The organism is Streptomyces sp. NP-1717, from assembly GCF_022695985.1.
Classification (GTDB): domain Bacteria; phylum Actinomycetota; class Actinomycetes; order Streptomycetales; family Streptomycetaceae; genus Streptomyces.
Genome location: NZ_JAAPBF010000211.1, coordinates 1 through 12,757 on the forward strand (window position 1 = coordinate 1; position 12,757 = coordinate 12,757).

The window sequence follows — 12,757 nt, forward strand, 5'->3', positions numbered from 1 at the left end:
CATGCCGGCTATTCGGCGGGTGGGACGGCCTTGACGCGCGTAGATACCTGACATGCGAACTCCCTTTGTCGTGGGGGGAAGCTGACCGTTCGGAAACCGTTGTGGGGTCGGGGCCCGAAGGCCATGGTGGTGGCGCCGGATTGCCGCGAGGTGGGCGTCAGGTAACAGGGTGACGACATGGGCACGTCACATCAAGGGTCTGGGGGCTTCCGACCTCGGACTCGGTTGGTGTCAATGCCCCGTGAGGGGGAGTTATCTGACGGAGAGGCAGAAATGTCCGCCATGGATCAGGGTCGGATGGGCGCATGCTGCTGAGAGTCGAAGTCACGTTCGGTACCGCTGCTCGTCGTGCTCATGTACGCGGTCGCGGTACGCACCGCCGGGCGCCGCGTCACGGCGACGGTGCTCGGCGGGCGGCGCGCACTGGACGAACTCGGCGCGCGCCGGAGCGAGGTGGAGGCCGGGTGAGCGATCGGTCTGCCCGAGCGGGACACCCGGCTGGAGGTGGCACGGCACGCTGCCGCCGACGCGCTGCTGCCGGGGCTCGACCAGACACGGACGGTGGGGCTCGTCACGCTGCCGGGTGCCTTCGTCGGCATGCTGCTCGGGGGAGCGTCACCGCTGCACGCGGGGGCGGTTCAACTGTCCGACGCATCCCGCCTGGACGCGTCGGGCAGGGGCCCGGAGCGCGCCGGACGGGCCGGGAGCGGCGGGCGGCCCTCGCGGCCCGTCCGCCGCTGTGGAGTCGGCTTCCCGGCGTCAGGCGCCGACGTGGATACGGATCGTGCCGTCCGGGAGCGAGGTCACGCTGACGTCCGTGAGGTCCTCGGTGTGCGCCGTCGGGGACAGGGCCGCCGCCCGCGGGCCGACGCCCAGCACCCGCATCCCCGCCGCGAACGCCGCCGTGATGCCCGCGTCGGAGTCTTCCAGGGCCAGGCAGTCGGCCGGGTCGACGCCCAGTTCCGCGGCGGCCTTCAGGAAGCCCTCCGGGTCCGGCTTGCTCGCGGAGACGTGTTCGGCCGTCACGCGTGTGCGGGGGATCGGAAGGCCGGACGCGGTCAGGCGCGCCGTGGCGAGGGCTTCGTCCGCCGAGGTCACCAGGGCGTGCGGCAGTGCCTCGATCGCCGCCATGAACGCGGGGGCGCCCGCGATGGGGACCACTCCGTCCAGGTCCGCCGTCTCCTGCGCGAGCATCACGCGGTTGTCGGCCAGGTTCTGCTCCATGGGCCGGTCCGGCAGCAGGACCGCCATCGTCAGATAACCCTGGCGGCCGTGGACGACCTTCAGCGCCTCCTCCGGGTCCAGGCCCTGCTCGATCGCCCAGCGGCGCCAGCAGCGTTCGACGACGGCGTCGGAGTTGACGAGGGTCCCGTCCATGTCGAGCAGTAGCGCGCGGGCGGTCAGGACGGATGTCGTCGTGGTCGGGGCGTTGGCCGGCATCGGCGGACTCCAAGCGGGGGGAGAGCACAGACAAGAGCGGCTCCCGCCCGCCGGTCAGGGACACGGACGGGAACCGCTTTGTTCAATGAATATACAAAGTGGGCGGGGGATCACGCCACCCCGGCCCTCCCGACCGTTCCGCCGACGCGCGCGGGCGGCCCCGTGGGTGCGGGCGATGCCGTCAGTCCCGCCAGTCCTCTCCCCGGCCCGGTCCGTTGCCGCCGGGTCCGTTGCCGCCCGGTCCACCACCGCCCGGCCCGCTGTCCCCGAGCCGCAGCCCGGGTCCCGCCGCCCTGGTCGTCGCCGGCCCGTCGGGCGCCGGTGCCTTCGACGGGGTCCGGCTCGGCGCCGGGGGCTCCGCGGCAGGGGACGGCGGCCCGCTCGTGGCCGGTTTCGACGCGGACGCGCTCGCGGACGGGCTCGCCGATGCCGACCCCGACGCCGGCCTGCTGGTGGAAGCGGACGGATCGGGCTCCACGCTCGCCGTCGCCAGCCCCGAGTTCAGATCGGACGTCGCCTCGTCGCCGCCGTCGTCACCGGTGAACAGGCCCCCGGCGAACGACGCCGTGCCGATCACCGCCACCGCCGCCGCCGTCAGCGCCACCATGGCGAACGTCCTGCGCCCGCCCGGCTTCGGCTCGACCGCCGGACGCGGCCCCGTCGTCCGCAGCCCCGGCAGCGACAGCCGCATCGTCTCGGCGGGATCGTCGCCCTCCGACCGGTCGCCGCCGTACAGCGGCGGGGGCGGCGGGATGGAGGGCGTGGCGTCGTGCACCAGCGGCGGCGGCGGTGGCGCGGGCGCCGGCACGGGCGGTACGGCGTCGTTCGGGTCCTCCAGTGCCACATACGGGCGTATCCGCAGTGGATCGAAGCCCTCGGCCGTCGCCGTCGCCGCCCGCTCCGGGCAGTCGCAGCCGGCGCCCGATCGGCCGTACGCGTCCCGCGGCGTACCGCATTCGGGACAGTGCTGTCCGGTCAAAGTGGGTCCCCTCCCTTGGGCTGTCAGCGATTATGCAGCCCGCCCCCGCGCGGCCGGCCGCCACGTCCGCCGACCGCCGTCCCCGGTCGCGTTCGGCAGGGCATAACAGGCCATACACGGTCAGAGCAATAAGGATGGGTGCAGGCGCTGACCCGAGGAGATGCCGATGGCTCAGGAAGTGAGCACCCCGCCAACGAGTCCCGTACCGGGCGAGGGGCAGAGCCGGCGGACCATTTTCGTGTCGATCGGCGCTCTGCTGCTCGGCCTCCTGCTCGCCGCTCTCGACCAGACCATCGTCTCCACCGCGCTGCCCACCATCGCCAGCGATCTCGGCGGCCTCGACCATCTGTCCTGGGTCGTCACCGCGTATCTGCTCGCCTCCACCGCCGCCACTCCGCTCTGGGGCAAACTCGGCGACCAGTACGGCCGCAAAAGGCTCTTCCAGACGGCGATCGTCATCTTCCTCATCGGCTCCGCCCTCTGCGGAATCTCCCAGAGCATGGCCGAGCTCATCATCTTCCGCGCCCTCCAGGGCCTCGGCGGCGGCGGGCTCATCGTGCTCTCCATGGCGATCGTCGGCGACATCGTCTCGCCGCGCGAACGAGGCAAGTACCAGGGCCTGTTCGGCGCCGTCTTCGGCGCCACGAGCGTCCTCGGCCCGCTGCTCGGCGGGCTGTTCACCCAGCATCTGAGCTGGCGCTGGGTCTTCTACATCAATCTGCCCATCGGCGCCGTCGCGCTGTTCGTCATCGCCGCCGTCCTGCACATCCCGGTGCGCACCACCAAGCACACCATCGACTACCTCGGCACCTTCCTCATCGCCTCGGTCGCCACCTGCCTGGTCCTCGTCGCCTCGCTCGGCGGCACCACCTGGCCATGGGGCTCGGGTCAGATCATCGGTCTCGCCGTCCTCGCGGTCATCCTGATGATCTTCTTCGTACGGGTCGAGCGGCGGGCCGCGGAGCCCGTACTGCCCCTCGGGCTCTTCCGTATCAGGACCTTCTCGCTTGTCTGCGTCATCAGCTTCATCGTCGGTTTCGCCATGTTCGGCGCCATGACCTATCTGCCGACGTTCCTCCAGATCGTGCAGGGCGTGTCACCCACCCTGTCCGGTGTGCACATGCTGCCGATGGTGTTCGGGCTGCTGATCACCTCCACCGTGTCGGGCCAGATCGTCAGCCGTACCGGCCGCTGGAAGGTCTTCCCCATCGCCGGCACGGGCATCATCGCGATCGGACTGCTCCTGCTCCACCAGCTCGAAGTGAGCAGCGGCACGTGGGAGATGAGCGCGTACTTCTTCGTCTTCGGCGCCGGTCTCGGACTCGTCATGCAGGTGCTCGTGCTCGTCGCGCAGAACTCCGTCCGCTACGAGGACCTGGGCGTCGCCACCTCCGGCGCGACCTTCTTCCGCTCCATCGGCGCCTCGTTCGGTGTCGCCATCTTCGGCACCATTTTCACCAACCTGCTCAGGAACAAGCTCGCCGACTCGCTCGCCGGACAGCGGCTCCCGCCCGGCATGAGCGCCGAGGGCCTCGCCGCCGACCCGCGGTCCGTCGGCCGGCTGCCGCCCGCGCTGCGGTCCGGGGTGCTCGACGCGTACTCGTCGTCGATCACCAGCGTCTTCCTGTACGCCGTGCCGGTCGTCCTGGTGGCGTTCGTCGTCGCCTGGTTCCTCAAGGAGGACAAGCTGCGCGGCTCGGTCACCGCGCCCGAGGTCAGCGAGACCCTCGCCAGCAACCCGGTCCAGCGCTCCTCGCGCGACGAGTGCGCCCGCATGCTCTCCGTGCTCGGCACCCGTGAGGGCCGCCGCCGGATCTACGAGACCATCACCGAGAAGTCGGGGTACGACCTGCACCCGGCGGCCAGCTGGATGCTGCTGCGCATCAAGAGGCACGGCGTGGTCGAGCCCGCACTCCTCGCCGACACCACCCCCGTACCGCTGACGGTCGTGGGCGACGCGTCCCAGCAGATCGAGGAGCGCGGACTGGCCCGCCGCGACGGCGTGGGGCTGGTCCTCACCGAACACGGCCTGGAGGTCGCGGAGGTGCTGGCGCGGGCGCGGGAGCAGTCGCTGGCGGAACTGCTGGGCGACTGGTGGGGGCCGGACCGGCCGACCGATCTGACGGAGCTGGTACGGGAGTTGAGCGCCGAGTTGTGCGGATCGGACGCGGAGCGCCCCAACGGGGAACCGCGCGGCGATCACGCCGTGTGAATCGCCCAGGGGGTGGTGGGTGCGGGGCGATCCGGTGGGCGGTCGTCCTCCCGGCCGGGACCTGTGCTGTTTGGACCGCTGATTCCGGGCAACCCGACTTCCTGAGGCGCCCGTTCACCAGATACCGGTCCACCGGACACGAGTCGAATCCAGGAAGGCCACCATGTCCACTGTCCTGATCGTCGTCGCGCTGATCGTGGTGATCGCCGTCGCTGTCGCCGCCGTCCTGTACCGGACCGGCAAGGGTGGCGGACGCGCCGGGCTGAAGCGGCGGTTCGGCCCCGAGTACGAACGCGCCGTCAACCGGCACCACGGTGACACCAAGGCCGCCGAGAACGAGCTGACCGAGCGGGTCAGGCGCCACGGCGACCTGCGTCCGCACCCCCTGCCCGCCGAGGCGCGCGACCAGTACGTCGCCCACTGGGCCGGTCTCCAGGAGCGTTTCGTCGACTCGCCGCGACAGGCCGTCGTGGAGGCGGAGAAGCTGATCGCCCGGCTGGCGTCCGACCGCGGCTTCCCGGACGCGGGCGAGCACTCCCACCACATCGACGCCCTCTCCGTGCACCACGCGCACCAGGTGGAGGGTTACCGCCGGGTGCACCACGCGGCCTCCGAGGCGGGTCAGGACGCGAGCACCGAGGAACTGCGCGAGGCGATGGTCCAGGCGCGTCAGCTCTTCGAGCGGCTGGTCCTGGACTCCAAGGAGGACAGCCCTCGGCACCGTCCCGGTATCCCCGGCCGGAGTGCCGCACTGAGGCCCAAAGGAAGTGGCGTGTGATGACGTACGACCCGTATGAGGCCAAGGACGCGAAGCTGACGAAGGACGCCGGTGCGACGGACGCGACCGGTGCCACCGAGCAGGAGCGCGAGAAGGACCCGCGCACGACGGCCGGCAAGGAGGAGCGGGTGCTCAGGAGCGAGCGCGGAAGCAAGCCGGCGACGCCTGTCGTGCCGCTGTCCGAGTCCGAGGCGGCGGCCGCTGCCGCCACCCACGACGCCGGGCGCAGGCCCGCGAGGCCCACGGCACCACCGCCCGTTCCCCCGCCTGTCGCACCCCCCGTGACGCCGCCCACGGCGGCGCCCGCGACGGCGACACCGCCGGAGAAGGATCCGTTCGCGGGGCCGGTCCAGGACCCGGTGCACTCCGTGGAGGCACAGGACACGGGAAGCACGCCCGCGCGCGAGACGGCGCCCGGCCGTACGCCGGAGTCCAGCCCCGCGCAGACGCCCCGGCTGATCCCCCAGGACGAGTGCGACAAGCTGAACCTTCGCCTCCAGGAGGCCCTGTCCACCTTCATCGACGGGCCGAGGCGCTCGGTCGAGGAAGCGGCGGACGTACTGGAGGAGACGGCCAAGCGCCTCACGGCGGCCCTCGCCGAACGGCCCCGCCGTCTGCGCGACAGCTGGGACGCGGGCGGCGCCAAGAACGGTGCGCCGACGGCCGACACAGAGGATCTGCGGCTCGCGCTGCGGAGCTATCGCGAGGTCACGGAGCGGCTGCTCCGGATCTGAGAAGCCGAGGAAGCCGTGTTGGGACACGGCCGACCTCGATCGCCGGACGGGCCGAGCGCCCGTCCGGCGGTTTCTTCTGCCCGGCGTCCCCTCGCGTCGGCCCCGGTCGCCGATCCGGCCCGGCTGCGCCCAACTCCCCGAGCCTGTGCCCGTCGTAGGGTCGACGCATGGGACAGGCGACAGGACTGACGACACATGCCGGGGCGATGCGGGCACTCGCCGAGCGATGGCTGCGGGTGCGCGGCGAAGGTGAACAGCACGGAGTGGACGGCGACTTCGTCTGTTCGCCGGCCGGACTGTGGCTCGCGCTCGGCGCGGTGACCGCGGGGGCCCGGGGGGAGACCGCCGGGGAGCTGGAGGCGCTGCTGGGGCTCGGCGGGGCGGACGTCGCCGGGGCCGTGACCGACAGCGCCCGCGCGCTTGCCGGGACCCGGCAACTGGGCGTCGCCACACGGGTGTGGAGCCGCACCCCGGTCTACCGCGCGTATCGCGAAGCGCTGCCCGACATCGGCTTCGGTCACATGGACCCGGCGGAGATCGACGCCTGGGTGCGGGAGGCGACCGGCGGGCTGATCGAGAGACTGCCGGCGGAGATCGACAAGAACTCGCTGCTCGCCCTGGTCAACGTCCTCGCGCTGAAGGCGCGTTGGGCCAGCCCGTTCGAGGGGCGCGCCACCTCCGACCGGCCCTTCACGGACGCGGCGGGAACGGTGAGCCACGTGCCGACCATGCACCAGCACCTCGGTGCGGGCTCCGGATGGACGGTGGACGGCACACAGGTGGTCGAACTGCGCTGCGAGGGTGGGGAGTCCGCCGTACGGGTGCGGTTCGTGCTGGGGAAGGAGGGCGCGAGGGCGGCGGAGGTCCTCGCCGCCGGGTGGGCGCCCGAGGAGCGCCGCGCCCCGATCGACACCGAGAAGATCGCCCTCGCGCTGCCGCGGCTCGAACTCCGTACGACGACGGAGATCAAGCCCCAGCTGGCCGCGCTCGGCGTGACGCACGCGACGACCGACCACGCGGACTTCTCCGCGCTGTCGCCGGAACCGCTCAAGATCGAGAAGGTCGTCCAGGAAGCGGTGGTGAAGGTCGCCGAACTGGGCGTCGAGGCCGCCGCGGTGACAGTGATCGTGGCACGCGCGGCGGGGATGTACCGTCCGCCGCGCGTGGTGCCGATCGCCTTCGACCGGCCGTTCGGGGTGGTGGTCCTGGACGGCACGGGCGAGGTGCCCCTGTTCACCGCCTGGCAGGCGACCGCTCCGCGCGGGCCGGTGGTCGAGGAGTAGCGCGGGGCGGGGGAGCCGGTGACCGGTCCGGAGGCGGGCGGTTCGACGTACCGCGACCGGCAGCCCTCGCGGGGCGGGGCAAGTCGGCCGCACCGGACGGCGCGTCGGCACCGTCCGGTGCGGACGGCCCAGGCGGCCCTCTGCGACCCGGCGTTGCCGCCGCGCCCCCGCGGCCCGGCGTTGTGCGGGGCCCGCCTCTACCGCCCCGTCGTCGCGGCGGCATCGGGGGCGACCTTCTCGGCCCCGATCCGCCGTATGCGTTCGGTGCCCCATTGCCCCAGGGAGGCCAGCGCGGTGTTGAGCGAGACGCCGTGCTCCGTCAGGGAGTACTCGACCTTCGGCGGCACCTCGGGGTACACCTCGCGACGGACGAGCCCGTCCTCCTCCATCTCCCGCAGATGCTGGATCAGCATCTTCTCGCTGACGCCCGGCAGACCGCGCCGGAGCTCGCCGAACCGGCGCGTGCCGTAGTGGTGCAGCTCCCAGAGGATCAGGGACTTCCACTTGCCGCTGACCACGTCCATCGCCGCGTCGATGCCGCAGAAGTAGGGGCCCCGCCGTGCCGCTGTCGCCATGTCGTCCCCCAAGACGTACTTACCCCCGAGTGCGTACCCGACTAATTAGTCCGTACTGGTCAACTCTACTGACCGCGGTGAGGATCGTTCCCAAGGGAGAAATTGAGGGAGAGAGCCGCGAATGACAACTGACAGCAGCGTCCGGGTGAGTGTTCTCGGGCTGGGCGCGATGGGCGGCGCCCTCGCGGGCGCCCTTGTCGAGTCCGGATACGCGACAACGGTGTGGAACCGTTCCCCCGGGAAGGCGGACGACCTCGTCGCGCGGGGTGCGGAGGCCGCCGCCACGGCCGGCGACGCGGTCCGGTCGGGCCGGCTGGTGATCGTGTGCCTGCTGGACCACGACTCGGTCCACGAGGTGCTCGACCCGCTCCGCGACGAGCTCGCCGGACGAACCCTGATCAACGTGACCACGACATCGCCGGCACAGGCACGGGAGTTCGCCGCCTGGGCCGCGCGTGCCGGGGTCGCGTATCTCGACGGCGGCATCATGGCCGTACCGTCGATGATCGGACGGCCCGGGTCCTCGATCCTCTACAGCGGTTCGGCCGAGGTTTTCCACGAGTACGAGCCGCTGCTCGGAGTGTGGGCGACCAGTACCTACTTCGGCGAGGACCCGGGGCTGGCGTCGTTGTACGACATGGCCCTGCTCGCGGGCATGTACGTCATGTTCGCCGGGTTCATGCACGGGGCCGCCATGGTCGCCCCGGCCGGCGTGACGGCGGGCGAGTTCGCCGCGAGGGCCACGCCGTGGCTGACCGCCATGACCGGCGCCCTGGAAGGGCTCGCCGCGGTCGTCGACGGCGGGGACTACACCGTCGACGGGCAGCAGAGCCTTGAGTTCTCCACCCTCGACGACCTGCTGACCGCCAGTTCCGACCAGGGCATCAGCACCGAGGCCGTCGCCATGGTCCAGCGGCTCATACAGCGCCAGATCGACGCGGGCCACGGCGGGGAGGGCTTCGCCCGGATCATCGAGAGCATCAAGCAGCCGGGCTGACCGCTCGCGCGGACGGGCGCGGGGGCGGGGCCGTACGTCTCCCGCCGGGAGACGGGACGGGGCAGTCGGCCGCCGCCGCGACGGCAGCGGTCCCCCCGGCCCGATCCGTGCGTGAGACGCGTACGGCGGGTGTCGGAAGACCCCGGGCCGTGTCTGATGGCGTCCTCCCGCAGGGCGGAGCAGGCGGCGGCTGGTGGGGTGCGTCGCGAGGCGGAGGGCCGGGCTCGTACTGGGCGTACTCGGCCGGGTCCGACAACGCGGCGAGGTGCCGTGCCAGGCGTCGCGGGCCAGGCGGGACTTCGCGGACGCGCCCTAGCGCAGCGGTACGCCGCCCGTGCGGCGCCGTACCCGTAGCACCGCCGCGCCCACCACCAGCAGTGTCAGTGCGACGAACACAGCGCCCACCGTCGCCAGCCACGCCGGGACGCCCGCGAACACGCGCAGTTCGTCGTCGTAATACACCCGCCGGTAGGGCGTGTCCGATGCCGTCGCGCGCAACTCGTGGTCCGCGTCGATGCGTTCGGGGCGAGGGAAGTACTGGTCGATCGCCGTGAGGAACGTCCCGCCCGTGCCCGTCAGTTCACCCAGCGCCGGTGAGTCGTCGGCCGAGACCCGGCCCGCGAAACGGATTTCCGGCTCGTCCCCGCCGATCGGCGCGCGCGGTTCCATCCGGTGGTCGGCCAGCACGTACAGGCCCAGCGACTGGGGCTGGTCCGCCAGACGGGACAGGCGCATCGGGTAGATCAGCCGGTCGCTCTCGAAGCTCAGCCGCAGCGGGTCGAGGGTCCCGCGCAGTCGCGCGCCGTCCTCCTCCGGGGCCAGCCGCACCGCGACGTACTCCCACTCCTGGTCCACGTACGGCTGGAGCTCCGTCGCGAGGTCCGCCGGGAGTTCGAAGCCGTTCGTCTCCAGCCAGTTCCGCAGTGCGCCCGGGTCCGTCGCCGTCAGCCGTGCCACGTCGAAGTCGCCGAGGCGTTCGCGGCCGACGACGCCGACCGGGGGCGCCGCGTCGCCCGGCAGCGGCGCGCCGGCCGACAGGCCGTCACCGTCCGATGTGAACGGCCAGTCGCCGTCGCGCGGCCAGAAGTAGTGGCGGGTACGGCGCTCCGGCTCGGTGAGGGCGTCGAGTTCGCCGAAGAGTTCCGGATCACCCAGTTCCACCTCCGCCCGGTTCGGTACCGGCATGATCCACGCGGCCTCGGGCGCGTTCCCGTTCACCGTGAAACGCATCACGATCTGTTCCGTCGCGCCGTCCCAGCGGACCACCGACGTCTCCCGGTCGACCCCCATCGTGGACTGCCGGCCCGGCACCATCGCGCCGCAGCCGCACGCGTACGCCGGTGCGATCAGCGACCCGATCTGTGCCAGCAGCAGCGCGCACACCACCACAACCGCCCGTCGAACTGTCCGACCGCCCCATGTGCCCGGCGTGCCCCGCATCCCCCGTACCCCCCCAAGCCGTGTCGCGCGCCGTCCGTCCGGCACGTCAACCCAACGCCTCAGACGGCATCGGCCGCCGGTACGGTTCCTGGCCGCCGCTCCCGAGGGGCACGGTGCCCCGCCCGGCCGACTGTGGTGTCATCGGTGCTTTCATCGGCATTTGGACAAAACAGGGATGACACTCAGGCGAAGAGGGGGTTGCCTGAGTCTCCACAGTGGGGGAATGCGAGGCTCATGACCCAGGGTCGAGGGTTGGAAACGGAGGGTCGGCGCGGCGTGGCGAATGCGGAGCAGGGTGTGCGGGGCAGCACGGTGGCAGGCAGTGGATACGGGGTCGCACGCGCGGTGCTCTGGGCCCTCGCGGCCGGTCTCGCGGTACGGCAGGCGGTGGCCGTCCTGCGGCTGCCCCCCGGCGAGCGGCTGCTCGATCTGGAGACCTGGATCGGCGAGAACGGCGTCCTGCACGTGTCGGGTTCGCTGTACGAGAGCGGGAAGTTCACCGGCACCCCCTTCGCCGGCCTCGTGCTCAAACCACTGGGCCGGGCCGCCGAGCACGCCCTCGGGGTCGCCTGGACCCTCGGCACACTGCTGCTCGTCGTCGCACTCGGCCTCGTCGCGGCGCGCGCCGTACCGGGCCCGGTCTCACGCCGTACGAGACTTCTCGCCGCCCCGGTCGCGATCAGCCTGCTCATGCTGTCCCTGCCGGTCCGCAACAGCTTCCACCTCGGCCAGACCAGCATCATCCCGGTGCTTCTCGTCCTGTTGGGATTCTTCGTCGCGCGCGGCGAGCGGGGCTGGCCCGGTCCCGGCATCCTCATCGGTCTTGGCGCCGCCCTCCAGCCCGCCGTGCTGCTGTTCGCCCCGCTGCTGTGGCTGACCGGCCGCAGACGCCAGGCCGTCGCCACCGTCGGCACGTTCGCGGCCTGCACCGCGCTCGCCTGGGCCGCGCTGCCGAGCGACACATGGACGTACGTGACCCGCCACCTCGCGGGCGCGGGCCTCGGCGAGAGCCCGGACAGTCTCGCCAACCAGTCCCTGCACGGCGCGCTGCTGCGGATCGGTCTCGAAGGGCCGCTGGAGATCGCGCTGTTCGCCGTCCTGGCCGCGGCCGTCTGCTTCGTCGGGCTGCGCCGTGCGGCGCGTTACGCCCTGGACGGCCAACTGCTGCTGGCCGTCGCGATCACCGGCTGCGTGGCCGTCGCCGTCTCGCCCACCGCGTGGCAGCACCAGTTGCTGTGGCTGCTGCTCGCGCTCGTCGGGCGGGTCGGCACCCGGGCCGCGGACCGGCCCGTGTGGCCGGCGGTCGTGGTGATAGTCATGACGCTGCCCGGCAAGATGATGCTGCCGAACATGACGCTCCTGCACCCGGTGCGGGACAACGTGCTGCTGATCGCGGCCCTGGCCGCCGCCTGCGCCGTCCCCTTCCAGACCCGTACGTCGCCGTACTTCGCGCGGCCGATCGCGACCGAGTACGCGAAGCCGGTCGCCGCGCGCTTCAGACGGGTGCCGCTCGCGCCGTTCTGGCGGCGGCTGGTCACCCGGCCGAACCTGCTGCTCGAACTCCTCGCCATCCGCGTCGGCTACTCCGTCTACTCGCACATCCGGGCCGCCGCCACCGGCGGACGCGAGGCCGCCGAGTCGCACGCCCACCAGGTCATCGCCATCGAGGAAGCTCTCGGCATCGACATCGAGCGCTGGGCCAACCACGCCGTCGTGAAGGCGAGTTGGGCGGAAGGATTCTTCGACTTCTACTACACCTCGTTCCACTTCGTCGTGCCGCTGGCCATCCTCGCCGTCCTGTACGTACGGCGGCCCGCCGACTACCGCTGGGCGCGCGCCTCGCTCGCCTTCGCGACGCTGCTCGCGCTGCTCGGCTTCTGGCTCTACCCGCTGGCTCCGCCGCGGCTGATGCCGGGCCTGGACTACATCGACACGGTGCACGGCCCGCAGGACCTGGCCAACCCGGACTACGGTCCGATGACCACCATCACCAACCAGTACGCGGCCATGCCGTCACTGCACTTCGGCTGGTCGCTGTGGTGCGGGATCGTGATCGTGCTGCTGGCGCCCAAGATGTGGATGAAGCTCCTGGGGCTGCTCCACCCGCTCCTCACCGTCTGCGCGATCGTCGCGACGGCCAACCACTGGGTGCTCGACGCGGTGGGCGGCGCGGTCGTCGTGGGCGCGGGCTTCACCCTCACCTACGTCCTGTCGGGACCGCGCAGGCTCCGGCGGACGGTGCGGCCGACGCTGAAGCCGGGGGCGGTGGAAGTGCCGGGAGCCGTCACGGGGCTGAAGACCGCGGACGCGGAACGACCG

Annotated in this window: 10 protein-coding genes and 1 pseudogene; 7 read left to right on the plus strand and 4 right to left on the minus strand. The window is 72.1% G+C overall.

The features are described from left to right. Positions 1 to 387 precede the first annotated feature (387 nt). Positions 388 to 645: pseudogene (locus GXP76_RS28960) on the plus strand (ABC transporter permease); the annotation flags it as partial. A gap of 114 nt (positions 646 to 759) precedes the next feature. On the opposite strand, the gene GXP76_RS28965 reads toward GXP76_RS28960, so the two are convergent. Both GXP76_RS28965 and GXP76_RS28970 read right to left on the minus strand, forming a co-directional pair. Then, positions 760 to 1,440, minus strand: coding sequence for an HAD-IA family hydrolase (locus GXP76_RS28965; protein WP_242574575.1), 681 nt, complete (start codon positions 1,438 to 1,440; stop codon positions 760 to 762). Positions 1,441 to 1,621: 181 nt separating this feature from the next. Beyond that, positions 1,622 to 2,419 (minus strand): peptidoglycan-binding protein, encoded by a 798-nt coding sequence (locus GXP76_RS28970; protein ID WP_242574576.1) that lies wholly within the window; start codon positions 2,417 to 2,419, stop codon positions 1,622 to 1,624. Between the two features lie 166 nt (positions 2,420 to 2,585). Here GXP76_RS28970 and GXP76_RS28975 point away from each other — a divergent pair, with 166 nt between their 5' ends. The 4 genes from GXP76_RS28975 (at position 2,586) to GXP76_RS28990 (ending at position 7,426) form a co-directional block, all read left to right on the plus strand. Continuing rightward, complete coding sequence (locus GXP76_RS28975) at positions 2,586 to 4,631, plus strand: MDR family MFS transporter (RefSeq protein WP_242574577.1); 2,046 nt, start codon at positions 2,586 to 2,588, stop codon at positions 4,629 to 4,631. A gap of 163 nt (positions 4,632 to 4,794) precedes the next feature. Next, positions 4,795 to 5,409 (plus strand): hypothetical protein, encoded by a 615-nt coding sequence (locus tag GXP76_RS28980; RefSeq protein ID WP_242574578.1) that lies wholly within the window; start codon positions 4,795 to 4,797, stop codon positions 5,407 to 5,409. Then, entirely contained in the window at positions 5,409 to 6,143 is a 735-nt protein-coding gene (locus GXP76_RS28985; RefSeq protein ID WP_242574579.1) for a hypothetical protein, read from the plus strand. The genes GXP76_RS28980 and GXP76_RS28985 overlap by 1 nt, the downstream gene beginning before the upstream one ends. A gap of 167 nt (positions 6,144 to 6,310) precedes the next feature. After that, on the plus strand, positions 6,311 to 7,426 hold the full coding sequence (locus GXP76_RS28990; protein WP_242574580.1) for a serpin family protein: 1,116 nt from the start codon (positions 6,311 to 6,313) through the stop codon (positions 7,424 to 7,426). A gap of 197 nt (positions 7,427 to 7,623) precedes the next feature. Here the strand turns inward: GXP76_RS28990 and GXP76_RS28995 are convergent, their stop codons facing one another. Further along, entirely contained in the window at positions 7,624 to 8,001 is a 378-nt protein-coding gene (locus GXP76_RS28995; protein ID WP_242574581.1) for a helix-turn-helix domain-containing protein, read from the minus strand. A 121-nt stretch (positions 8,002 to 8,122) separates the two neighbouring features. On the opposite strand from GXP76_RS28995, the gene GXP76_RS29000 reads away from it, so the two are divergent. Beyond that, entirely contained in the window at positions 8,123 to 8,998 is an 876-nt protein-coding gene (locus GXP76_RS29000) for an NAD(P)-dependent oxidoreductase (RefSeq protein WP_242574582.1), read from the plus strand. Positions 8,999 to 9,310: 312 nt separating this feature from the next. Here the strand turns inward: GXP76_RS29000 and GXP76_RS29005 are convergent, their stop codons facing one another. Beyond that, a complete protein-coding gene (locus tag GXP76_RS29005; protein ID WP_242574583.1) occupies positions 9,311 to 10,438 on the minus strand; it encodes a DUF2330 domain-containing protein in 1,128 nt (375 codons plus the stop codon). A 276-nt stretch (positions 10,439 to 10,714) separates the two neighbouring features. Here GXP76_RS29005 and GXP76_RS29010 point away from each other — a divergent pair. Next, a partial coding sequence (locus GXP76_RS29010) for a bifunctional glycosyltransferase 87/phosphatase PAP2 family protein (protein ID WP_242574584.1) occupies positions 10,715 to 12,757 on the plus strand: 2,043 nt, incomplete at its 3' end.